This is a genomic window from Methanoplanus limicola DSM 2279 (genome assembly GCF_000243255.1).
In the GTDB taxonomy this organism is placed as follows: domain Archaea; phylum Halobacteriota; class Methanomicrobia; order Methanomicrobiales; family Methanomicrobiaceae; genus Methanoplanus; species Methanoplanus limicola.
This window is the reverse complement of the sequence record NZ_CM001436.1, coordinates 2,280,424-2,304,647: the sequence shown is the minus strand read 5'-3', so window position 1 is coordinate 2,304,647 and position 24,224 is coordinate 2,280,424. Positions and strand designations below refer to the sequence as shown.

At 41.4% G+C, this 24,224-nt stretch carries 17 protein-coding genes; 9 read left to right on the top strand and 8 right to left on the bottom strand.

Translation table 11 applies throughout. From position 1 onward, the window contains the following. Positions 1 to 6: 6 nt before the first annotated feature. The 5 genes from METLIM_RS10805 to brxL all read left to right on the top strand — a co-directional run bounded on the left by METLIM_RS10805 (position 7) and on the right by brxL (position 10,584). Positions 7 to 3,345 carry an Eco57I restriction-modification methylase domain-containing protein gene (locus METLIM_RS10805; protein ID WP_004078486.1) on the top strand — a complete coding sequence of 1,113 codons (3,339 nt, stop codon included), beginning with the start codon at positions 7 to 9 and terminating at the stop codon, positions 3,343 to 3,345. Position 3,346: 1 nt separating this feature from the next. Beyond that, the gene (locus tag METLIM_RS10800; protein WP_004078485.1) at positions 3,347 to 4,378 is read left to right on the top strand and encodes a PDDEXK nuclease domain-containing protein; all 1,032 of its coding nucleotides are present in this window, start codon (positions 3,347 to 3,349) and stop codon (positions 4,376 to 4,378) included. Positions 4,379 to 4,446: 68 nt separating this feature from the next. Continuing rightward, on the top strand, positions 4,447 to 6,141 hold the full coding sequence (locus METLIM_RS10795) for a DUF2254 family protein (RefSeq protein WP_048145914.1): 1,695 nt from the start codon (positions 4,447 to 4,449) through the stop codon (positions 6,139 to 6,141). A 32-nt stretch (positions 6,142 to 6,173) separates the two neighbouring features. Then, the gene (gene pglZ, locus METLIM_RS10790; RefSeq protein ID WP_004078483.1) at positions 6,174 to 8,531 is read left to right on the top strand and encodes a BREX-1 system phosphatase PglZ type B; all 2,358 of its coding nucleotides are present in this window, start codon (positions 6,174 to 6,176) and stop codon (positions 8,529 to 8,531) included. Between the two features lies 1 nt (position 8,532). Further along, on the top strand, positions 8,533 to 10,584 hold the full coding sequence (brxL, locus tag METLIM_RS10785) for a protease Lon-related BREX system protein BrxL (protein ID WP_004078482.1): 2,052 nt from the start codon (positions 8,533 to 8,535) through the stop codon (positions 10,582 to 10,584). Positions 10,585 to 10,625: 41 nt separating this feature from the next. On the opposite strand, the gene METLIM_RS10780 is transcribed toward brxL, so the two are convergent. Next, entirely contained in the window at positions 10,626 to 12,011 is a 1,386-nt protein-coding gene (locus METLIM_RS10780; protein ID WP_004078481.1) for a hypothetical protein, read from the bottom strand. A 333-nt stretch (positions 12,012 to 12,344) separates the two neighbouring features. On the opposite strand from METLIM_RS10780, the gene METLIM_RS10775 reads away from it, so the two are divergent. Next, positions 12,345 to 13,688: an ATP-binding protein gene (locus METLIM_RS10775; protein ID WP_004078480.1), complete on the top strand. Its 1,344-nt coding sequence runs from the start codon at positions 12,345 to 12,347 to the stop codon at positions 13,686 to 13,688. A 310-nt stretch (positions 13,689 to 13,998) separates the two neighbouring features. On the opposite strand, the gene METLIM_RS10770 is transcribed toward METLIM_RS10775, so the two are convergent. Both METLIM_RS10770 and METLIM_RS10765 read right to left on the bottom strand, forming a co-directional pair. Further along, positions 13,999 to 14,466 (bottom strand): hypothetical protein, encoded by a 468-nt coding sequence (locus tag METLIM_RS10770; protein WP_004078479.1) that lies wholly within the window; start codon positions 14,464 to 14,466, stop codon positions 13,999 to 14,001. A gap of 124 nt (positions 14,467 to 14,590) precedes the next feature. After that, positions 14,591 to 15,043, bottom strand: coding sequence for a hypothetical protein (locus METLIM_RS10765; protein WP_157202293.1), 453 nt, complete (start codon positions 15,041 to 15,043; stop codon positions 14,591 to 14,593). Positions 15,044 to 15,056: 13 nt separating this feature from the next. On the opposite strand from METLIM_RS10765, the gene METLIM_RS16675 reads away from it, so the two are divergent. From METLIM_RS16675 to METLIM_RS16670, 3 genes are all read left to right on the top strand, one after another. Beyond that, positions 15,057 to 15,344: a hypothetical protein gene (locus tag METLIM_RS16675; protein WP_157202292.1), complete on the top strand. Its 288-nt coding sequence runs from the start codon at positions 15,057 to 15,059 to the stop codon at positions 15,342 to 15,344. 182 nt (positions 15,345 to 15,526) lie between these two features. After that, entirely contained in the window at positions 15,527 to 17,035 is a 1,509-nt protein-coding gene (locus METLIM_RS10760; RefSeq protein ID WP_004078477.1) for a PEGA domain-containing protein, read from the top strand. A 170-nt stretch (positions 17,036 to 17,205) separates the two neighbouring features. Continuing rightward, positions 17,206 to 18,120, top strand: a complete 915-nt coding sequence (locus METLIM_RS16670) for a tetratricopeptide repeat protein (RefSeq protein WP_004078476.1) — start codon at positions 17,206 to 17,208, stop codon at positions 18,118 to 18,120. Between the two features lie 537 nt (positions 18,121 to 18,657). Here the strand turns inward: METLIM_RS16670 and METLIM_RS17425 are convergent. From METLIM_RS17425 to METLIM_RS10730, 5 genes are all read right to left on the bottom strand, one after another. Continuing rightward, the gene (locus METLIM_RS17425) at positions 18,658 to 18,783 is read right to left on the bottom strand and encodes a YgiT-type zinc finger protein (RefSeq protein ID WP_245543523.1); all 126 of its coding nucleotides are present in this window, start codon (positions 18,781 to 18,783) and stop codon (positions 18,658 to 18,660) included. Positions 18,784 to 18,915: 132 nt separating this feature from the next. Further along, a complete protein-coding gene (locus tag METLIM_RS10745) occupies positions 18,916 to 20,583 on the bottom strand; it encodes an AIPR family protein (protein WP_004078475.1) in 1,668 nt (555 codons plus the stop codon). A 104-nt stretch (positions 20,584 to 20,687) separates the two neighbouring features. Continuing rightward, on the bottom strand, positions 20,688 to 22,436 hold the full coding sequence (locus METLIM_RS15720) for a sensor histidine kinase (RefSeq protein ID WP_052300909.1): 1,749 nt from the start codon (positions 22,434 to 22,436) through the stop codon (positions 20,688 to 20,690). After that, positions 22,429 to 23,466, bottom strand: coding sequence for a uroporphyrinogen decarboxylase family protein (locus tag METLIM_RS10735; RefSeq protein WP_004078473.1), 1,038 nt, complete (start codon positions 23,464 to 23,466; stop codon positions 22,429 to 22,431). Before METLIM_RS10735 ends, METLIM_RS15720 begins: the two co-directional genes overlap by 8 nt. Further along, on the bottom strand, positions 23,463 to 24,152 hold the full coding sequence (locus METLIM_RS10730) for a cobalamin B12-binding domain-containing protein (RefSeq protein WP_004078472.1): 690 nt from the start codon (positions 24,150 to 24,152) through the stop codon (positions 23,463 to 23,465). The genes METLIM_RS10735 and METLIM_RS10730 overlap by 4 nt, the downstream gene beginning before the upstream one ends. Between the last annotated feature and the right edge of the window lie 72 nt (positions 24,153 to 24,224).

Below are 24,224 nucleotides of genomic sequence, written 5' to 3'. Positions count from 1 at the left end.
GTTTTAATGACTGTTCTTACTGATACTGAGAGGAAGGGCCTTGAAAAGTCTGTTCTTGATGCCCACAGGAAGGCTGAAGCCGGTGCTGTTAATGCCCTGAATTATCTTGGCGTTGAAGCGGATAAGAAGCCTTTTCATCTGAGTGATGCTGAGGCAGAGCTTAGAAGGAGATTGCGTTCTGAGATGAGGAGGCTTGGGAGTTATGATGTCCTTATCTCTTCGGTTGCCTATGAGCAGTGGCACAGGATGCTTTTTGCCCGTTTTCTGCTTGAAAATGATCTGCTGATTCATCCGAAATTTAAGGTTCCTGTCTCTTTTTCTGATATAACTGAGATTGCGGATGAGAAAGGAAGTGAGGCCTGGGAGGTTGCAGCGGAATTTGCTTCTCATATGCTGCCCGGAATTTTCAGGCAGGATGACCCTTTTCTGATGGTTAAGTTTAGTCCTGAGGACAGGATTTCACTTCAGGGTGTGCTTGACGGTATTTCATCTGAGAGTTTTATGGCTGAGGATGCACTTGGCTGGACTTATCAGTTCTGGCAGAGTGAGAAGAAAAAGGAGGTCAATGATTCGGAGAGGAAGATCGAAGGTTATGACATCTGTGCTGTGACTCAGCTTTTTACTGAGCCGTATATGGTTAAGTTTCTGCTTGAGAATACTCTTGGTGCATGGTGGCTTTCTTTGCATCCGGATTCAGGTCTTAAGTCTGAGTGGGAGTTTTACAGGTCTGAGGTTGAGCATGACTTTTCCGGGTGGCCAAGTGATATTGATGAGTTAAAGGTCCTTGATCCATGCTGTGGTTCGGGGCATTTTTTAGTCCGGGCTTTTCATATGCTTCTTTCTATGAGGAGGGAGAAGGGCGAGGAGGACGAGGCGGCTATTTCTGCGATAATTTCAAAGAATCTTCACGGGCTTGAGCTTGACCCCCGCTGTATCCAGATTGCAACCTTTGCCCTTGCCCTTGAGGCATGGAAGGAGGGTTTTTCCCCGACTGATTCCTATCTGCCTGTTCCAAATCTTGCCTGCACCGGAATTCCGATTAAGGCTGAGAAGGAGGACTGGCTTAAGCTTGCCGGCGGTGACGGTATGCTTGAGTCTGCCCTTGAGAACTATTATGAGTTATTTAAGAACGCCGATTCTTTAGGCAGTCTAATCCAGCTTGACACCAGTCAAAATAACAAATCCGGCAAAACCGGTAAATCAGGAAAGCACAACATTTCAGACAAATCCGGCAAAAAGTTCAGTTCCGGAACAGATAACTCCTTTACCCAGAGCCTTATCGATCAGGATACCCTGATGGAAAAACTTGAGCAGGCTTTAAAGAAAGAAACAGCAGCCGGAGATCCCGTTGCAGAAACCTTCGGAGAAACCGCCAACGCCATCATGAAGGCTGCCCATCTCCTAAACTCCAGATACGACTATGTTGTGACGAATGTTCCTTATCTTGCAAGAGGAAAACAGAGTGAAATAATAAGAAATTTCTGTGATTTAAATTATCCCCTTTCCAAAATAGACATATCTACTGTATTTTTAGAAAGGTGTTTATCATTAGTAAAAAAGAGAGGAAGAGTTAGTATCGTACTTCCTCAGAATTGGCTGTTTTTAACAAGGTACAGAAAATTCAGAGAAAATCTATTGAAAAATGAGATTTGTGAGATGATCGGCAAGCTTGGTTCAGGGGCTTTTGAAACAATATCTGGTGAAATTGTGAAAGCAATTCTCATAAATCTGATACACATTTCTCCTCCTAAGGATCAGATATTGTTTGGATTTGATGTGTCTAATAAAATTTGTGCTTCTGATAAAGCAGCTTCTCTGATTTCAGAAAATATTATGCATATTGAACAGGCAAAACAGTTGGAAAATCCTGATTCAAGAATTGTATTGTGTGAAAAATCTACAACTGGTAAATTACTTTCTGAATATGCAGAATCCTATTCTGGATTGTTTAATGGTGATTCTCCCCATTTTTTGAAGTTTTTTTGGGAAATATATCAATTAAATGAATTGTGGTGCTTTCAGCAAACAACAGTAAATAAAAATGTAACATTTGGTGGATTAAATTTGATAATTTATTTCAATTTTGCTGAAGGTCATCTTAGGGAAGAAGCATGGATTCGAAGAGAAAAATTACATGATAGTGACAAAAGGGGAAATAAAGTATGGGGAAAGATTGGCATTACAATAAGCCAAATGAATAAATTACCAATTTCGCTATATATTGGTACAACTTTCGATTCGAATAGTGCAGTAATTTGCCCATTTAATCAAGATCTTGTTTTGCCTATTTGGACATATTGTCAGACAGAAGATTATTATAATGAGGTTCGGAAAATCGATCAGGCTTTAAAAGTTACCAATCAGACACTTGCCAAAGTCCCCTTCGATCTTGAATACTGGCAGAAGGTGGCTGCTGAAAAGTATCCGGATGGACTTCCTGAACCATATTCAGATGATCCTACACAGTGGCTGTTTCACGGGCATCCAAAACCGTCAGAAAGTCCGCTTCATGTGGCAGTTGCACGGCTGCTTGGTTACAGATGGCCGGCTGAAACCGATACTGAGATGGAACTCTCCTCTGAGGCACGGGACTGGATAAAAGAGAGTGAGAAGCTTCTATCGTTTGCAGATGATGACGGGATTGTCTGTATTCCTTCTGTCCGTGGTGAAGGGCGGATGGATGAGAGGGTACGTGAAGTGCTTAAGGCTGCTTTTGGCAGTGAATGGTCTGCGAGGCATGAAGAGAAGATGCTTGCTGACCTTGGTTATGTAAAGAAGGACGGCAGTCTGAAAGGAGACCTTGAGAAGTTCCTCCGGGATGAGTTCTTTAAATCACACTGTAAGTTATTCCATAACCGTCCGTTTATCTGGCATATCTGGGACGGGGAGAAGGACGGTTTTTCTGTTCTTGTCAATTATCATAAGCTTGATCGCCGGAATCTTGAGCGGCTTATATATTCATATCTTGGCCCCTGGATTTCACAGCAGGAGAGGGAGAAGGCAGACAATAAAGCCGGTGCTGAAAAGAGGCTTGTTGCAGCCAAAGAGCTTAAGAGAAGACTTGAGCTTATTCTTGAAGGTGAGGCTCCTTATGATATTTACGTCCGGTGGAAGCCTCTGCATGAGCAGGCTGTCGGCTGGGAGCCGGACATTAATGACGGAGTGAGGCTTAATATCCGGCCTTTTGTCGAAGCTGAAGTTTTGAGGTCCAAAATTACTGCGATTAAGTGGGGCAAGGACAGGGGTAAAGATGCAGTGCCTAACTGTTCCGGAACGGTAGAAAGGCATAACGATCTGCACTTTACTCTTGAGGAGAAGAGGAAAGCGAGAAAAGAGGCAGAGTGAGATGGAAATCGCAGATACAAAAGAGTACAATGAGCTTATTTATGAAATAAAGTCCATTGTCCGGACATCAAGGACACAGGCAGTTGCTTCTGTTAACCGTGGATTAATCAATATGTACTTCCGGATTGGAAAGAACATACTCTTAAAACAGGAGACAGAAGGCTGGGGAAAATCTGTTGTTGACTGTATTTCATCAGACCTGCTGAGAGAATTTCCGGAAATGAAAGGATTCTCTGCAAGAAATCTATGGAGAATGAGGAAGTTCGCAAGGGAATATATAAAGTTTATTGATCTGCCACAGCCTGTGGCAGAAATTCCCTGGGGTCACAACATAGTGATAATTGAGAAAATTAAATCCACAGATGAACGGGAATTCTATATAAAAAAGACGATTGAGAACGGCTGGTCAAGAAATGTCCTTATACATCAGATTGAGAGTGATTTATACTCAAGAACTCTCAATGCTCAGAAAAAAAGTGTAAATAATTTCAGGAGTACACTACCGGAAAAACAGTCTGAACTTGCAGTATCAATTATGAAAGACCCCCTCTGCCTTGAGTTCCTCGGAGTATCTGAAGATGTAAAGGAGAGGGAACTTCAGAGATCATTAATCTTTAGACTGAGGGATTTCCTTATCGAACTTGGAAAAGGCTTTGCATTTGTCGGCAATGAATACAGGTTGTCAGTTGGTGGGGAGGATTTTTTTATTGACCTTCTGTTTTACCATACGAAACTTCACTGCTATGTGGTAATAGAACTGAAGATTGATAGTTTTAAACCGGAATATGCCGGGAAATTAAATTTCTATCTCTCAGCCGTTGATGACCTGTTAAGAGACCTTCCGGCTGACAACCCGACAATCGGATTACTGCTCTGTAAGGAAAGAAATGATATTGTTGCTGAGTATGCACTCCGGGATTTATCTAAACCTATGGGAATTTCAACATATTACCTAAAGACACCTCCGGAAGAGATGGAGAAACTACTTCCTACTGTTAAGGAGTTGCAGGGTATAATTGAAGATGATGAATGAGTGTATCTTTTAGGTTTTTAGTTTTGTGATTGGGGATTTTGGGAAATATTATGTCCGGATTTAGGTTATTGGAGTATATTGACGAAAAAGAGGCGGAAAATCCGGGTGAGTTCTGGACAAATGTTTACTTTTTGGTTTTTTTTGTTCCTTTAGTTTTAGCGGCCGGATTATATCTTCTGCTAAAAATTTTCAAATTTCCAACAACTCTGGATGATGATACAACAAGGTACCTCTTAAGTGCGTTTATCCAGAGTCTTGCTGCTGTAATTGCTATTGTTGTATCCTTAACACTGGTTGCAATTCAGTTTACTGCCTCGGAATATTCTTCAAGGGTCATTGAGGTTTTTAAGAAAAACCATGCAATGTGGGCGATAATTGCCGGATATATCTCCGGGATATCTCTATTTGCATTTATTCTGATGAGTATTTCAGATTCAGAGGTAGTTTACGGAATTAAATCATATGCTGTTTTTTATTCGTTTTTCCTGTTTATTGCTCTCCTCGTTACATTAATTCCACATATCAGAATTACTCTTAATAGTATGAATGCGGAGAAGGTAATTGATAATCTATTTGACGATCTGACTTCTGAGAAACTTATCAGTTTGCAGCCTAAAGATGATCCATTCCATGATCTTTTTGTGATAATTAACAGTTCTGCAATTAAAGGTGATATGGTAACCTTTAGTTATGGGCTTAAAAGAATCAGAGAGAAATTTATTGAGATAGTTAATTCTTCAGAGCAGGAATTAGACTCAAATTCTATCTGCTCTGGATTTTATGATAATGTCAAAAGAACTTCGTTAATTCTCTTTGAAAAACGGGAAGAAAAGTTTATTTTTGAGATCATTATCAATATGAATAATATTGTAAGGAGAATTGATTGTAATAATATATTAAAATTTAAAGAGGATACGTTAAATCTGGATGAAAGTATTGAGATTAATATTCATAATATTATAGCATTTTTAGGAAATAATGCAATTGATCATGAATTTGAATCAATTTATTCCTATAGTATTAATTTGATCTCAGGAAGAATTGCTCACTGTTTGGGTTTATATTACTACAAACATGATGATGATTATATTTTTATTATGAAGAGTAAACTATTGTCTCTTAACAAAATGGCTTACAAATTTATGAAATCTGGAAACAGTCAAAGTTATGATGAAATAGTTTCTGAAATTAAAAATATTAACCAAAGTTTTATTGACAATAGTAAAGAAGTTCCAAATGAAATTATAAATTTACTGGTTGATAAGTGGAATGATCTTGTTTATAGGTATATGAAATCACCTGAGTGCCAAAAAGGACAATACTACTTAGAGCCAATATGGGAATTAGTATCTTATTCCAAAATTAGTCATTTAAATAAAGAAGAGATAGAGAATATTTTGGAGATATTGAAAGATATAGGAAGAGATGCTTATCGGAAATATAACCTGCCTGAAATAACTATTCTGATAAAAAGGGAATTATTTGATTTAGGTCTGCATTTTATGGATAAAGACAATTCTGAATTAAATGATATTGTGGTTGATTATCTTGCTAAATTACACTATTTATGTGACGGGCTTGAAGAAATTGAAAATGATTCAAAAAACAGATTTGCCTATAGTTCCGGGGTTTATGCTGGTGAAGAGGAACTTGAAAATCGCTGTGGCTTAATAATTACTGATATGATAAACACTTTGGAAAGACCATATTCGTGCAGTGATGAAGAGGCTGAATATATAAAAAAAAGGATTTACATTGAATAAATGAATTTAGGAGTTAACAGGGAGTAAAAATCATGCCGGGGAAATTTATTGAGGAAGTGAAGAAGGCTATTTTGAGTGCAGCGTCTGACTATGACAGGGAGAGGTTATCCGCTCCGGTTGCACTGATATGGACAGATCATAACCGGGAATGGGAGCCGGTTGTTGAAAAACTTGTAAAAGATCACGGGATGCCGATTGCAACATTTGGCAGTTATGATCCTGAGGAATTTAAAGGCCCTGCAATTTATATCCGGTGCTTAATTTCGCATAATCTGAACGGTGGCAGTTTTGGGGTTGCTGATGTTTCCCCGGATTCCGGAGTGTCTGATGAATCAGGCGTACCGGAATTTCCAAAAGAAGGAACTCCGGTCATATACCTTCCCGGATATTCAAAAGATGTTTTAAGAAACCCGGAAAACTGCCCGGAAGAACTGCTTCAGCTCTTTGAACTTCAGTACAGAGGGATAGTATGGTCACAGAAAAATAACAGGGACTGGACAATACCCGCCTTTATCAAAAATATCCTTGATATTGACATAATAATGGATAAAGAGACAAGACAGGCCGCTATAAATGCAGTCGGTGCTCTCTGTGACGAAGATGTAACATTAATCAAAAACAGAGCACCCTTAAACGCCTCTTACTTTAACTCCCTCATTCACCCCGACACAAAAAAACAGCTCCTCCTCTGGATGAACTCTCCAAAAGAAGAAAAAGAGAGAATGGGGCCGGAACAGTGGCGGCCATTCTGCTCAATCTGTAAATCCGAATATGAATTTGACCCGGAAAAAGATACTCCTGTAACAGCCGCAGAAAAACTTGGCTCACTTAAGAACAACTGGTCAAATGTCTGGGAGAGATACTGCGAAAATCCGGACAAATACGTAAACATTCCTACCCTTCTTAGAAATTCAAAAATGCCGCCTCTGGTTGTATATCAGGACTCATGGCCTCAGAATAATGATAAACTGGAGAAAAAAGTCAAAGAAGAGCTTCTTCACTTGCAGGAACTAAACCGGAATGATGCAGTCAAAAAAGTCCTAACCCTGGAGAAGAACCATAAAATCAGAAGAGACTGGGTCTGGGCAAAAATTGGAGAAAGCCCTTACGCATGCACATTAAAATACCTTGCAAAACTCGCAGAAATAGTCCGGGAGAACAGATTTTCCGGAACAATACAGGAGCAGGCAGAAAGATACACAGAGGAATACTTCACAGCCGATGATGCGATATTAAAGGCAATAAGGGAAGCAGGAAAGGACAAAGAATGCCTCCGGATAACATCAGCAGCAATTGCAGCAATATCAAAATCATGGTTCTCTTCACTTGCAGAAAGTTTTCAGAAAGAATGGACCAACAACCCGCCGGAAATTTCCAAATCGGGTTATAAACCGGAAAAAGGAACGGTTTACCTCTTCGTTGACGGTCTTAGATTTGACCTGGCAAATGAACTTAAAGAAATAATCAGCAAGGACCATCCTGAAACAGACCTTAATTTCAGCTATGCAGCACTTCCGACATTAACCTCAACTGCAAAACCGGCAGTAATGCCAATAGCCGGAGAACTAATTGCAGGCAGTGAATTCACTCCGTTTACAAAAACAGAGGCAGCAGCAAACATCACGGCCCTTAGAAGAATAATGGAAGAGCATAGTATTCAGGTTCTTGATGATAATCGAACAGGAGATCCTGACGGTTCAGCATGGACGGACTGCGGAAATATCGACCATGAAGGGCATGACAAACAGATTGAACTCCCGCTGATAATTCCGGCAGAACTTGAAAGAATAAGCAAAAGAGTACAGGAACTGATAAATGCAGGCTGGAGTGAGATAAAAATTGTAACAGATCATGGCTGGGTTTTCATGCCCGGAGAAATGGATAAGACTGAACTCCTCCCGGCCCTCACAGAAGTTAAAAAGAGCAGGTGTGCCAGACTTCGCCCGGATGCGAAAACCATCTTCCCGACTTCAAAGTGGCATTGGGACAGAAATGCAACCGTGGTTTTCTCACCCGGAATTACCTGTTTTGACTCCGGAAAGGTATATGAACACGGCGGACTAAGCCCACAGGAAGTAATAATCCCACAGATGACAGTAAAGGGCAGGGAAAAAGCCAAAACCGGATTAGTAAAAATAACAGAAATGACATGGAGAGGACTGAGACTAAAAGGAAAGACCGAAGGCTGTGAAGGTCTGTCTGCTGATATAAGGACTCAGCCGGGAGATGAGAATTCCTCCCTTATTGATTCCGTTAAGGAAATATCAGATGAAAAACTCTCCCTTTTGGTTTTAGATGACAGTCTTGAAGGTTCTGAGGCATTTCTGGTTCTCATAGACTCAGATAAAACTGTATGCTATCAAAAGGAAATCACAATAGGAGAAGAATAATATGTCTTTTGAACTTGACTCCCTTGATGAAAAGACCACAGACCTTTTTGAGGGCTATGTAGTCAGAAAAGACCTTGCAAGAGAGTTTGCAGAAAAATATCCGGTTCCAAATTACGTAGCAGAGTTCTTAATCGGAAAATTCTGTGCGACAACAGATGAAGATGAGATTGCTGAAGGTCTGGAGATAGTTCATAAACAGCTTAGGGATAAAGTTGTAAAAGCCGGAGAACAGGAACTGTTTAAGGCAAGGGCCAAAGACAAAGGGACTGTAAAGGTTATTGACTTAATCACGGCAAGACTTGATGCAAGATCAGACAATTTCTTTGCCGCAATTCCCTCTCTTCTCATCAATGATGCCTTTATCCCGTCTGAATTTGTCTATGAGCATGAAAGGATGCTCACCGGAGGTTTTTATGCGGAAATTGAGGTTGAATACGGGGCTACGCAGACAGAAGGGCAGAGATCATATCCTTTTACTGTGAAAAATCTCCGGCCTATCCAGCTTTCAAAAAGAAATGTACTCGATGACCTTGCTGCCGGCAGGGAAAAGATGACAACAGAAGAGTGGAAGGATTTTCTCTGCCGGAGTGTCGGGCTTGAACCTTCTGTATTATCCGAGCGTGCAAAAGCCGTTCTTTTTCTCCGGATGATACCCTTTGTTGAAAAGAATTATAATTTTATTGAACTTGGTCCGAGAGGAACGGGTAAAAGTTACTTATTCCAGCAGATAAGTCCTTATTCCCATCTGGTTTCCGGCGGAAAAGCAACCGTTGCAAAGATGTTTGTCAATAATTCATCCGGACAGAGAGGGCTTGTCTGTCAGTATGATATAGTCTGTTTTGATGAGGTCTCAGGAATCAGCTTTGATCAGAAAGACGGCGTTAATATCATGAAAGGCTATATGGAGAGCGGGGAGTTTTCCAGAGGCAAGGAGAATATAAGGGCAGAAGGCGGCATTGCAATGCTTGGTAACTTTGATGTTGATGTTGAGCATCAACAGAGAATCGGGCATTTATTTGGTCCGCTTCCAAAAGAGATCAGGGATGATACTGCGTTTATGGACAGAATTCACAGTTACATCCCCGGATGGGACTATCCAAAAGTCCACCCTGACCTTCTGACTGAGCATTACGGCTTTGTCAGTGATTTCCTTGCGGAATCATGGAACCGACTCAGAGGTGAGAGCAGGCTGCATAAAATTAATGGCAGGGTCTTCTTTGGTGATGCACTAAGCGGCAGGGACAGGCGTGCAGTCAACAAAACCATTGACGGGTTGTTAAAACTGCTCTATCCTTCTTCAGATATGGACATTGAAGAAGAGGATATTGAATGGGCTGTAAGAACTGCACTTGAGTGCAGAAGAAGGGTTAAGGAACAGCAGAAGAGAATAGGTTCTGCCGAATTCAGAAATACTATGTTTAGCTACCGGCTTGGTGTTGACGGTATTGAGCAGTATGTTTCCACCCCGGAATTACACAGTGAAAATGAGATCAGTTCAGATCCTCTTCCTCCAGGACAGGTATGGGGGATCGGGCCGGGAGATCAGAATGAGGGAAGTGGTCTTTATAAAATTGAAGTCACCACAACACCCGGTTCAACAATCCGGCTGATAAATGTCAAGGCTCCGTCAGGGTTAAGAGAGAGTGTAAAGACTGCTGAACAGGTCTTATATACACAGAACAGAATTCTGATTGGCGATCACAATCCTAAAGAGGCTGAATTCTCCATTCAGGTGAGATCTCTGACTTCAGCAAAGGGCGGAAGCTCGATAAGTATGCCGATTCTTCTGGCTTTATGCTCGGCATCAATTGGAAAGAGCCTTAAGGGTGGAATAGTTATTGTCGGTGGTATGAGTGTTGGCGGTACAATTGAGCCGGTTTACAATGCACTTGATATGGCAGAACTTGCTGCTGAGAACGGAGCCGTTGCAATACTTCTTCCGGTTGCCAGCAGGAAGCAGCTTATTGATATGTCAGATGATCTTGCTTCCCGGCTTATGGTGATTTATTATAAAGATCCAAGGGATGCTCTGTTTAAAGTTTTAGGGGAGTGAGTTCTTTGAAAACAGGCATCCAGATAATTAAAAAAGTGAGATTATTTAAATATATTATTGCATAACAGACCAATATATTGTGTTAGTTCACTCTCAAATTCCCTTGAATGATCTCCTGCACCACTACTTGCATGAGCAATTTCATGAAGAAGAGTTCCCGCAAAGGAATTTATGTTTCTCAGTTGGTCTCTTTTGATAATGATTCTGTTATTTTTTTCTTCCCATAAACCTTCAACCTCTTCATCATTTATAATATCCTTACGCATGGTTTCGGAAATCAGTATTTCTTTAACGGATTTAGGTTTCCCCCCAATTAAATTAATTATTTCATATTTCTTTGAGAAAATTTTCCTTTCACTTGATGATAAGGAATCTTCATCAATAAACTTGAACTGAAAACTTTCGTTATATTCTCTGGTATATTCTTCGATGTCTCTGATTTTATTCCCTTTTATATCGGTTTGACCCTTTATTTTTGATTTAACATTATCCGGAATTATATTAATCTTATAACCCTCCTTTTTTGAATCTTCTATTACCGAGTGTTTATTCAACAACTCACGGGGAGTTAAGAAAATAGTTTTTTCATAGGAATTAAGTATTTTACAGGCATGGGCCGAAATATCTGTCCATTTTAGTTCATCATGTAAATCCCCGGATTCAAATTTCTTCAGGTCATCAACAAGGTATTCAGCTACCTTCTTATCCGTACATTTTAATAAAATAGATTTGACTCTGTCAGTGTATGCACCTCTTCCAACATTGGTCCTCTCCCTGTTCAATGCCTTTTTTATTTGTGTTGTAATGGATGTTATATTATATGAAAAAAGAAAATTCTCTTCTTCTGCAACTTTTAGCCCGTTTATGTATATTCTTGATACTGGTTGTCTATTCTCTAAAACTGAGCCATATTGTGTTTCCTCCAATAGCATTTCATTTGAAAATTTAAGGAAAAAACTTTTGGCTAATTCAATATCTCTATTATTTATTCCTTCAATAATAAAATCTGTACCTGTCATGCCAGGTTCTGACGGTTCAGAAATAACTGCATGTAATGTAATAATTTCATCAAAATCTGCTTTTGAGGATTTATCAAGGGTAATATCTCCATATCTGGATTTTATCAAAATTTTGATTCTTTTTCTGTCAAAAGTTGCAAAAGCATCTTTTAATCCCACACCAAATTTTCCTATGACTTTTTCCGGATTTTTTAATTTTTCTTCACATTCATTTTGAGTTAAATGTTCATATTTCAATCCTCTTCCAAAATCTCTGATATGCCATTTGTTGTTTTCACTAAATATCTGAACTTCAGATGTATTTGTAAGTGCCTGTTCATCTAAAGCATTAGCAATTACTTCTCTTATTGCATGATAAATTTCCCAATCCTCTAATACTTTTTCAACATTTAAATCAAACTTTTTCATATTGAACACTTAATACTTAATGTGGTATTAATCTTTTCTCAAATCACTAATTTCTCATTTGTACTGAATTATTAACTATCACTGCGGGTTGTTGCGGAAATTGTTAATGCAAAGTCGGTATTATTAGCATATCTTTACCAGATATGGCATAACCAACTGTTGATTTTAATAAAGGCAGGAAGTTAATATGGGCCGGAAAGTAAGATTTGGTCTGAAAACCTCTGTTATAGTATAGGTAAATGGACAATCCGGTTATGCTCCAATATAACTTATTCCTGGAATAACTTCTATTGCACTATAAGTTTTTTAAGGATAGAATCATATTAGATTGTAATGGCTCTGCTTACCAAGATTCAGGTTATGGAGATCCTGAGTGACTGGAATGACTGGAATGACTGGAATGACTGGAATGACTGGAATTACCGGAAAAAAGATTACGATGCGTTTGGCAAATATCTGAACCGGCCAAAATATCAGGACAAAATAGAGTTATTCAGAGATTCTGGCGAGATAATTGTACTTACTGGTATCAGAAGAAGTGGCAAGTCAACACTGCTTAAGCTGGAGATGAAGGCCCTCTCTGAAACTGTGGATAAAAAATGTCTCCTGTATGTAAATTTTGAGGATTTAAGGCTCTACAATTGCGATAATGAAGATATTTTGTCCTTGATTTTTACCACATACCGCGAAAATATTAATCCTGACGGTGAAGTTTACTTATTTCTGGATGAGGTTCAGAATGTTTCCGGGTGGGAAAAATGGGTCTATACTCTCTATGAATTAAATCAGGCAAAGATCTATATTACAGGTTCATCATCAAAGATGCTTTCAAGCGATATTGCCACTGCACTGAGCGGCAGGCATCTCAGTATTGAGGTATATCCACTGACATTTATGGAATATCTCTCTTTTAAAGGTGTAACCTGCGGCAGCCTTCTTGACTACACCTCTAAAAAAATTCAGATTAACCGTTTGTTTAATGAATATATAAAATCAGGTGGTTTTCCAAAGATTGCTAATCTAAAGACAGAACTGAAGCATGAGGAACTGATCTCTTATTACAACACAATTCTGGTGAAAGATATTGCAGGAAGATATAATATTGACCATAAAAAACTTGAAAATCTCACTTATTACCTGCTCTCAAATGACACCAAAAAAAACAGCATTAACAGTATTTCAAAGGCATTGGGATATAATTACGCTACTGTTGAGAGTTATGTAAATGCACTAAAAGAAGCTTATATGTTCTTTAGTATCCGGAATTATGACTACTCTTTAAAAAAGCAGCTTAAATCCGACAATAAATATTACTCTTTCGATACCGGATTTGTAAATGCAGTCTCATTTAAGTTTTCTGAAAATATTGGGAGGCTGTATGAGAATGTGGTCTTTAATGAACTTAAACGGCGTGGGTATGAGATATTTTTCCTGAATCAGAATAATTCTGAGTGTGATTTTATAATTAAGAAGAGAGATGAAGTTGTGGGGGCCTGTCAGGTATGCTATGATCTGAATAATCACAATATGCAAAGGGAAGTGGATGGACTGATTATGGCCTGCAAAAATTTCGGGCTTGATAAGGGGTATATCATCACAGAAAGTCGCAGTGAACTTATGAGTTTTAATGGTATTGATATTGAGGTAATGGCTATTACGCAGTTTCTGCTTTTTTAGGTCTGTCGTAAAAAAGCCTGTCCGGTAAAAAAAAATGTCAATGACGGTTCACAAATCCCCACTTGTGACGGGGAGAGTCTCCCCGGTTGTATCGGGATAAGATTCCTCACTTTAGCCGGAATTAAATTCCCCGGTCCATTGCCGGAAGTTCGGTTGAAGCGGAATGGCAGACAGGGAGGATTATTTAATGCTAAAAGATCCCGCCCGTGAAAACAAACCGGCACTGAGATATTTGTTGAATGCAGCAATTCGGCAATCTCTAAGAGATCAGACCAGTTAAACGACATAATTCAGAAGTTAAAAATTTAATTCAGACCTTCTCAAAATCAGTTGTTATCAGGAAATATGCAGACTTTCCGGCAGGTTCGCTCCTGTAAACATTTGAAATCTCCTTTATCATGTCCATAAAATCATCCGGGTAGGTATTTTTCCGGATAACAAGAGTCAGATATTCATCTCCGTCTTCTTCATCATGAAAGACTTCAGGATTCAGATTTCCATTATTATTAAATCCGGAGCAGGCAAGGGAACAGCCAGTCAGGACAATTTCGATAATATCCTTATGTTTGCAGAGAAATTCAGCAACTTCACCGATATCCGGATAGTGGATATGGTTTAAGAAATCAAGAGAATTCAGGTATGTATCAGTTGCAGTGACATTTTCTGCATGACTGCTTAAAGATGAATAGTCATAATTTCCGGCATCCGGAGAGATTACTGAATTAATGAATTGTATCAGTTCTTTTCTCCTCTCAATGATTTTATCATCCCCCGGCATATACACAAACAACCATTCAGGAAAATACACAGAGATAAAAAAGAGAACAGACCGGTATTATAGATTACAAAAGACAGTTAATCCTATAGTCCCAAAATACCGCCTGAATTACACATCCAACCCTTCAGTACCCGTTAAAACCCATTGTTTCGTCATTTTCCGGGAATAAATAACCTATTCTTTTGTCAGTATCCTTGATGTAGATATATACATGCTGATTACTGCTCACCAGATTAGGATACATCTTCTCAATAGACTGCACATAGTCATAATCTGTCCCAAGCTCTTTAAAACTCCCGTCTTTATATGCATAGTAATAAGAACCGGAGTAATGAATGGGCTTAGTACAGTATTTATTTGAGACCTCCTTATACACAGTGACAAGCATCTTATCACCATCATCATTAGAGATTATTGCTCCGGCAGTGTACTTCGGACCTTCCGATGAAGAACCTGATGACGAAGAACCCGAATCAGACCTCAGATCAACCACCGTCTTCTCTGAAGTTCTGGGAACCGGTGTCCCGGCTGCAATCGTCTCTTTTGGCACCGAAACATCTGAATTTTTCTCTGCCACGCCGGTATTTTTATTGGCAGAACCTGAATCTGTACTTAATTTCTCAGAAACACCCGATACACAGCCCAGAGTGAAAAAAATAAAAAGCAGAGCTATAATTACCCCCACAGTCTTCAATCCATTACCCATAGTTTTCAATAGGTTTACAATAATAAAAATATTTCTTATTGTCCGTCTGATGCCACCCGGCACAATACAGTTTTTTTCCGAAAAAATCAAACCCATAAGTTCTAAACAAAAAACCGCAGAATTCAGCAGAGAGACACTCCACTATATTTTTCCAGTAAACACCGGTGATTAACAGCAGATATCTTTGGCACAAAGATTATTCATTTCATCACCGGATATATTAATGAGGACCGGCACAGAAAAGATCTAAAACGCTTTTCCGGATCATTTAATAATACATTCTTCCGGAAGTGAATAATATCCTGCTTAAGAATGAGATACTACCGTTAAACAACCCAAAGCAAATTTCCGGCAATGAATACTCTAAAACTCATAATTCTGATAACCTTCATAACGGCAATAATCGCCCCCGCAGCAGCAGGCCCTGTCGGTTCAATCGATATAACGACAGATCCTCCCGGCGCTGAGATCTACTTAGACCGGACAAAACTGGATTACAGAAGTGACGTCCTGATAAACGGCGTTGATGTGGGCATCCATTCCCTCGGACTGGAGCTTAAAGGCTATGACACATATTACATCAGTAACCTTGAAGTGCTGACCAACACCAAAACCTATGTACGGCATACATTTGAAAAACCCGAAGACAACATAATAATCTCATCCAGCCCAAAAGGGGCAGAAGTATACATAAACGACATCTATTATGGCAAAACACCTGCCGGAGTATCGCTCGAAGCCGGCAGATATAATCTCAGGATAGAACTTGAAGGCTACCTGGTTCAGGAATCGACCTATGACGCCGATCCTGACTCCATATCTGATGGCGACACCTACTTTGAACTTGAACCTGTCCCGGATAAAGGCAGCCTCATTGTAAAATCCGTCCCCGAAAATGCCCGGATATACCTGGACGGAAAAAGTGCCGGCACAACCAGCTTCAGATTAAACGATATAGAACCTGGTGAACATACAATAAGACTTGAAAAATCCGGCTTTGACAGTCTGGAAGAGACAGTTGTCATATCTGAATATGAGGATAACATTGCTGAGTTTGTAATGCACCCGAAGGCCGGCATAATCAGCATCGACTCAGCCCCTGCCAAAGGTCAGGTTTACATAAATGAGAGATATCTTGGGAAAACCCCGTTTTCAGATTACTTTGAACAGGGCAGTTATGAAATAACCATAAAATCCGAAGCATTTGAGGACTACACAGAAGAGATAAAACTTGGACATGACGGTGAATCCTTACTTGCCATTTTGACCCCCTCGGCAGAAAGACTGATTATCTCTGCTGAAGAAGAGATTGAAAAAAACCTGGATTACGAACCGGAAACAGCCATAAATTATCTGAACCGGAGCAGAGAGGAACTTGCAGATGAAGATTACATCTCCTCTGAAGAGTCGGCAAAAAAAGCCATTGATTATGCAAAAGATGTTGACGGAGACGGCCTGCCCAACAGAATTGACATCCAGCCAAAAATCCGGAACCCGTACATATACTTAATTCCGCTGATAATCCTCCTCATAACTATCCTGATAATTTACATAGATTACAGAAGATGCAGCATAAATGCAGTTGTCGAAATTCCGGAGATAAAATCCCAAAATAAAGGAGGCATAACTGCGGCTGTAAACCTCACTCTGGATAATTATTACAAAGGATTTGTATGCCCCGTATATCTGGATGATAAATTATCAGACATAATTACCAGTCCCGGAAGAACAGAAGTCAGCATTGAAAATATCTCCTCTGGCACTCACGAACTGAAATTACATTTAGTCATCAACAAAAAAAGATATGGGACAAAAACGGTTGAAAAAAGCGTAATCTTTGATCAAAATGATCCGGTTAAATAAAGCCCGTTAAATCTCAGAATTCAACAGATTAAATATTCACAGCAGAACTACTCTTTGAAATGTTATCTTTCCCGTTATGACATAACTAAAGTTTTTCAAAAAACTCCCATCCCTCACAATGATTTTATCATCTCCCGGCATATTAACTAACAATCATTCAGGAAAATACAATGGAATCAAATATAATAACAGAGAACTCACCGGCAGAAGGGATAAAGGATGTCCTTACCATCAGAGATGCCCTTATTAAATGTGCAGAATGCCTGGACAGAACCGAAGACTGCATATCTGAAAAAGATATCAAAAAAGCTGAAGAAGCCTTCAGCAAAAGTTCTGAATCATTCAATGAAGCCTTCATAACACTTCAGAACATCCACACCGACCTTCTGCGGTCAGAAGAATACGGGGAGATAACAGCTCTCTGCGACGAAATAAACAAAAATCTGCAGAGAATCAATAAGACCGGCAGAAAACTCGGACTGAACATGCTCAGTATGGTCAAAGCGATAGAGTCAGAGACTGAAACAATTCGGGCATCCTGCTTCATTGCCAGAAAAGACTACCTCTCAGCAGTAAAAATCTACGATGCCTCCATAAAAAAGAACAAACATTCAGCGGCAGTATGGGTTGCCAGGGCCATGTGCCTGACAGAACTTGAAAAATACAAAGAGGCGATAAGGTCGGCCGACAAAGGCATAGCCTCTGAAGAAGACTCACAGAGAGGATGGCTCTGCAAAGGCATAGCGTACCTGAGATCCGGCAGATATGAACGGGCACTCGAATCATTTGAAGAGGCAGTACTGGCAGACACATCAAAGCAGTGTTCCTATTACTATATGCTCCTCTCCTACCTCGGACTGAACTCGGAAGATGAAGCAAAAAAACTGATAAAAAGACTCTTAAAGAAAAATCCCGGCCCGGAAGACTATTACATAATATACCTGATACAGGCAGCCTTTAAAAACGAAGCCGAAGCAGAGGATGCAAAAAGCCATGCCCTTGAGATGGAGCCGGATATCGCGTCCTGGCAGTCAGTTGCAGATATAAAATCAGAAATCGGGAGGATAACAGCAAAGAAAAAGTGACGGACTATAGACATTGTCCGGCAGGTTATACATTGATCTAAATCCCGCCGGCGGCAACAAAGACGACAGCAGATTTTGCCTTTATGGAAGTCTTTCATTATTTCATCAATTTTACGGGAAATTTCGGGTGTGAAATACGCCTCACCACATTGGCTGCATACATGACACCGGGATATCTCTTATGAAACAGCGCACTGTTTTATTCATCATCTGTGAACCCGCAGGCTCATGGGTGACTTTTATGACAATTATTTGCTCTCCGGCTCCTGCGATAAATCCAGTCTTCCAATATTTTCAGCTTCCCCCTGCAATAACTGCACCTGTCAGGAGTCATCATCTCTCCTCCCTAAATTTTTAGATTAATCCGGAATTATAGCTGCCACTACTGACGGACTATTAATATTGTCCGGCAGGTTATACACTGATCTCAATCTCTCCGGCAGCAACAAAGACGACAGCAGATTTTGCCTTTATGGAGGTCTTTTCATTATTTCATCAATTTTACGGGAAATTTCGGGTGTGAAATACGCCTCACCGCTACTTTCTGCATACATATGCCGGGATCTCTTTTATGACAATTATTTTCTCTCCGGCTCCTGCGATAAATTCAGTCTTCCCATATTCCAGCTTTCCCCTGCAATAACTGCACCTGTCAGGAATCATTATTTCTCAGAATTATGTTTTGAAATCCACCAATAAATAATATTTGGCATCCTGCAATAACTGCACCTGTCAGGAATCATTATCTCTCCTCCGTAATTTTTTGGATTAGTCCGGAATTATAGCTGCCACCTATCAGACCCCAAGCATCTCCAGGAGATCACCACGCCGGAAAGTTGCAGAGAGCTGCTGAAGTGAAACCGGCCTTTCGCCATAACATTCTCTGAGTGCAGTTGATATCGAATCAAGGGCCTCCCTGTAATATCTCTCCTGATCAGATTCAAATGCCGAAGCAATGGACTTAAAATTCCGGTGTGAAAGCTCACTTTCTTCTGTATTATTATCTTTCAGCAGATTTCTCCCGATGAGCATTGATATATAATGTGAGGCATAAGGAATAAATTCAGGAACATTCTCATCGACCGGCCTTTTTCTCCGGTTCTCAACAGCCCGGAATATCAGAACCGCAAGTATAGCCTGTGATGCGCTGAGGTCTTTGAAGATATCCTGATAGAGCTTTCCAAAGTGTTCTTTTCTCCGGAATTTTGCCTGGTTGGGCTTCTCTCTCCAGATGGCCAGGACCGATTCCGCAACAATTGAACTTGTTATCACATTTGAGCCACTGCCACCTTCTTCTCTCTGGCGCTTATACACATATCCAAGATCTGACATGCCGATCTCAAGTGATTTCTGTATCTCATCGTTTGAATGTAAATCACGAAGATCAACAGGATTCTGGCTGTTTGTAGAGTAGGTAATGTCCTGCACAAAATCCCTGTGCATCTCCGGCAGCTGATAAATCCGGATCATAACATAAGCTGATTCACCTGCTCTGCCGGACGGGTACTGATTGAGCGTCTCCTGAATCGTTCTGCACGTCTGACCTCCGTTTATCACCTGCATATTTTTAATCTGTACTTTATAGTCAGAAGTCTGAAAGGCATTGTAGTCAAATTTGTCACAGACGACAGTAATTCCGTTATTGTAAAAGTAAAATTTGTCAGATTTATCAGTATTTATGAGAGTTTCATGAATTGCCGTATTTACGCGGTTTGAATGGAGGCCTAAATAACGCCGGATGTTACGCTCAAGCAGTTTATCTCCGTATTCATTAAAGAGGCGCTGAATCTCTTCTACAGATACCCGTCCGACAAGGACCCGCATATAATTCATATCCTCTGCAATCGCCTTGCCGTTCATCATCAATGTTACATCAACTTTTTTACTGCTCTGGAGAATATTTACTATGGAATCATGATTGAAGTGGATGAAATCCACACGGTCGCCGTACTCCTTCTTTGCCTCGTTTATCCAGTTATCTGCCTGTTCTTTCCATTTAAGCCCGTTATTGCAGAGGATAACACGGACATTTGGTATATATCCATCCCGGATTAATGAACGTATCTCCTCGATCATTGGGGCAATTTTTTTATTAAGTGAGACTTTACGGTAAGGGTTAAAGAGAACCTGCACTGTATTGACTGCCTTTTCAACGCCGTTTTCCGGGAAATTTGATCCGCCTTTCAGGTTACTGACCTTATATTTGCCCTGAAATATCGTAACCGGAAATTCACCGTCTTCAACCTCTCCGATATGAAGACCGTCAACACCGGCATCATTGCCGCCCTCTGTGAGGAGTTCTGCTGCTTCTTTCAGAGGGATGTCCAGGCAGGTTGAGATGCAGAGAAGAACAAATGCAGATGACTTCTTTTTGTTGATGTCACTGTCGGCAGGCAGATATTCGGGATTATTTTCAATAATGCCTGTAACCCTTTGAATAACAATACCTGCATTGATATTCATAAAAACCTCTATGAGATTAATTGTCACTTCTGTTATATGTCAGTTTATATCCTGAAAGGATCCCATTCATCGTCATTGATTTTTCCGGCAGGTTTTTTTAGCATCTATGCAGTCCGCCATCCACCTTTCTGCACATACATCTCAAACCTCACGCCCTCGCCGTAAACCCCCGTCTCCTTAATCGTAATTCCGGTGATCGCAAGAATCTCGCGGATTAAAAACAGCCCAAGGCCTGTATTTGAGCCAATACCACGTTCAAATATCCTCTCCTTCATACCCTCCAAAACTCCGCCCCCGTCATCCTCAAAGACAATAATTAACCCCTCAGATTCCTCCTCCGGCAGACAGAAAACCCGCACCTCAGAGGCACCCTCACCATGCCGGAGCGTATTGTCATAGAGGTTGTAAAATGCCCTCTCAATCATCGGGTCTGCAAAGACCTCATACCCACTGCATTCACTGACCACAGGAATCCGTCCCTGACCAATCTTTTTAATAATCATGCCCGGATCAAACCAGGCCGGCTCTTCAGCCCCAAGCTCCTCATACTCACGGGTGAACTCGATCTGACGCTGGATTGCAGAAGCAGCATTACTGACATTTAATAAATACTTCTCAAGCAGAGAACTTTTATCAATATCAAGAGCATCCACCAGTTCCAGATAACCCTGAATTATCATCAGATTATTTAAGATGTCATGCCTGGTAATCCCGGATAAAATCCCAAGTTTCTTATTGGAATGCTTAAGTGCCATCTCGGCCTTCCTGCGTTCACTCAACTCATAATTCCTGTCCGATACAGTCTGCAAAAGGTCACTGTACGTCTCAGCGACAGTAATCGAAAGGCCGGCAATCCTGCATATAAAATGTGCAAGATTCAGATACTTCTCCAGGTATTTTGGGAATAAAACACCCTTTACCGAGATGACGCCCTTTATATGGCCGCCGTAAGATACCCTGACAGAGAAACCGTCCAGAGAAGAGAAGACCGCCGTATCTGTATCCGAACTGAAAAATTCCATCTCGTCCCCGTCCAAAAAAACCTCACCGCCGGTGATGCTCACAACCTGACCCGGAACTCCGCCGTCAGACCTGATATAATATACCGTCTCCGGCGAAAAGAGCATCACAAAGAGGTCTAAAACCTCATGGATGATCATCTCCTCATCATAGCTGCCGATAATTTTGTCAGTTAGATCAGCGACCATCGAATAATCGGCAGCCTTCTTCTCACACTCCCGAACCCTCCCTTTAAGTCCGGCCCTCTCATTCTCAAACTTCCACTTCAGATATTCCGGTTCTATCCTGAGACGGAGATACTCAGTCCCTGCCGGAATAATCCGTCCCGGAAGCTTAGTAAATTCCGAAAAATCCTTTAAATCGCCGGAAATTCCGGGATGAAGGCCGGTATCAATGAGCAGGACCTCAGATAAAGCCTCACCGTATAACTCCGCCGCAGTCCTGCTGTCAAGACCGTCACAGGATGCATTCTCCCGCCACTTAAGCAAAAATCCGGGCAGAACAGCCATACATCCCTTCCTCTCATAACTCCTGACAAGAAATTCCGGGAGGAAAAGCGACGCCCCATCCCCTCCGGATATGAAATCCGGACTTTCTCTCACCTCATCCGGTATGTCTAAAGTATTCTGGCATCCACACCCGCAGAAAAATACTCTGCTGCCGTCTGAGACGGCCTCCTCATAATAACGGCTCACAGTATCCCAAAATGATCTGACATGCCCGCAATGGGGAGGATAAGATATGACAGATACACCTTCAAAACCCGCGACTGCCTCATCCGCCTCTGCCCTTATATTCCCGCAGCAGAGGACGACAAACCGCTTCTCAGTCAAGCGGATACTGCCCCCACTTCCGGACTGCCTCACCAATAGCATAAAGAACAGATTCCGGAACCTGATACGGAATCTCACCGTGATTATCGGTCAGAATAAATCCCCCACCAGCCCCTGCCGCTGATATCGCCTCCCTGACCTTTCTTTCAGCCGTTTCAGGAGTCCACCTCCTCATCTCAACCCCGTTTAAATTGCCCATAACCGTCATTTTGCCATAGCATGCCTCCTTAACGGCAGCGAGATCGTCAAAGGCGCTCACACCGATACCCACACAGCCGGTCTCAGATATATAGCCGACAGCCGGAAGTGCACGCCCCGAGGCAAGGTGCACAGCCATCGGGCCTTTGACCTTTGAAATGACCCTCTTTGCGGTTAAAAGCCCGGTCCTGCGGAACAGTTCAGAGTCAATAATATCCGGGGATGCCAGCGGGTCAAAGTATGCAACCGCCGTTGCCCCGGCATCAAAGAGTGCATTGGCCCATGAGATGCAGAACTGCTCATTCTTCTTCATAAGCTTATCAAAGAGAGGACTGCCCGAATAGATGAGGTCGAGATAACCTTCAAAGCCCATCTGCATGACCGGCAGGGAAAAAGGCGAGACTGCGGCAGATATTACCGGAATATCGCCCGCAGAAATTTTATTCAGCTTCTCAACTATACTGAGGGTATTTAACAGACACGGAGACTCTGATATCTCAGGGACTGCTATATCATCTATATCCTCAGGTTCATGGATGACCGGCCTTCCGGCATTGGGTGGGCCGTTATCAATGAAGATGACATCACTGCCCCATGCCTCAGCCTCTAAAGCTGCATAGGTAAATCCAAAAAAGCAGTCGCCCCCAAACTTCTTCTGAAGCCTCACCTGCCCCTCTGCAACATATTCCGGTTCTGAAAAATAGTCCTTAACCGAAAGACCAAGCTCCTTTGCACCGTGCATCGTCAGCAGGAGAAAGAGCGGAACCCGGTCAGGCTCACGAAACTCCATCGCTGTGAGCGTTCTCTGCATCGGAGTCATATATTCGCTCATATTTCCACCTCTCCTGCATATCTCCTGACAAGTTCTAAAGACTCAATAGCAGAACGCCCCATAGCGTCCGCCCCGACATCCTTCCAGAGCACTTCATCGAAACTGAAAGGTGCCCCTCCGACAATAATGACAGTTCCGGGCTGCTTCTCCCTGATAACTGAAACAGCGTCCTTAATACTGAGAGCAGCCGGGAGCATAAGGGCAGAGATGAGCATAATTTCAACCTTATCCCGGACAACCATGCCGGCGAGATCAGCAGCAGAAATCCCATGGCCGTAATCTGTAATCTCATACCCGCCAGCCCTGAGTACAGATGCAACAATCCGTTTGCCAAGTGTATGATGGTCTTCAATGACCGCTATGCCAATCTTTGGCTGATAAGTCCTCTGCGGGTCCTTTGGCGGCAGAATTGTATCGACAATCTCTTCGCATATCCGCCCGCTCATATAGACCTGTGAGAGTGACAGCTCACCTGACTCCCAGAGCCTGCCGACCTCCTCAAGTGCCGGCATTATAAGTTTTTCAGTGCAGAGGATGGGAGAGCCGTGACCGCATGACTCTTCTGCAATTCTTCCCGCACGAACCCTGTCAACAGCGATAAGGGCGGCAACCATATCGTCTGTATCCGGAGATCTTATCTTTTTATTTCCGTCAGCCCCCTTCCCCCGGGCACTGAAATCGCTCATAGATAACAGTTAATTTTATATTAATTAAATGTTGCTGCTGAGATTAAACCGGAATATTTAGTAAATGGTTAT

Excerpts from the sequence above, each read along its gene's own strand:
- METLIM_RS10805 (WP_004078486.1), top strand. The coding sequence starts at position 7 with ATGACTGTTCTTACTGATACTGAGAGGAAGGGCCTTGAAAAGTCTGTT.
- METLIM_RS10800 (WP_004078485.1), top strand. The coding sequence starts at position 3,347 with ATGGAAATCGCAGATACAAAAGAGTACAATGAGCTTATTTATGAAATA.
- pglZ (WP_004078483.1), top strand. The coding sequence starts at position 6,174 with ATGCCGGGGAAATTTATTGAGGAAGTGAAGAAGGCTATTTTGAGTGCA.
- brxL (WP_004078482.1), top strand. The coding sequence starts at position 8,533 with ATGTCTTTTGAACTTGACTCCCTTGATGAAAAGACCACAGACCTTTTT.
- METLIM_RS10780 (WP_004078481.1), bottom strand. The coding sequence starts at position 12,011 with ATGAAAAAGTTTGATTTAAATGTTGAAAAAGTATTAGAGGATTGGGAA.
- METLIM_RS10775 (WP_004078480.1), top strand. The coding sequence starts at position 12,345 with ATGGCTCTGCTTACCAAGATTCAGGTTATGGAGATCCTGAGTGACTGG.
- METLIM_RS10770 (WP_004078479.1), bottom strand. The coding sequence starts at position 14,466 with ATGCCGGGGGATGATAAAATCATTGAGAGGAGAAAAGAACTGATACAA.
- METLIM_RS10760 (WP_004078477.1), top strand. The coding sequence starts at position 15,527 with ATGAATACTCTAAAACTCATAATTCTGATAACCTTCATAACGGCAATA.
- METLIM_RS16670 (WP_004078476.1), top strand. The coding sequence starts at position 17,206 with ATGGAATCAAATATAATAACAGAGAACTCACCGGCAGAAGGGATAAAG.
- METLIM_RS17425 (WP_245543523.1), bottom strand. The coding sequence starts at position 18,783 with ATGATTCCTGACAGGTGCAGTTATTGCAGGGGAAAGCTGGAATATGGG.
- METLIM_RS10745 (WP_004078475.1), bottom strand. The coding sequence starts at position 20,583 with ATGAATATCAATGCAGGTATTGTTATTCAAAGGGTTACAGGCATTATT.
- METLIM_RS10735 (WP_004078473.1), bottom strand. The coding sequence starts at position 23,466 with ATGAGCGAATATATGACTCCGATGCAGAGAACGCTCACAGCGATGGAG.
- METLIM_RS10730 (WP_004078472.1), bottom strand. The coding sequence starts at position 24,152 with ATGAGCGATTTCAGTGCCCGGGGGAAGGGGGCTGACGGAAATAAAAAG.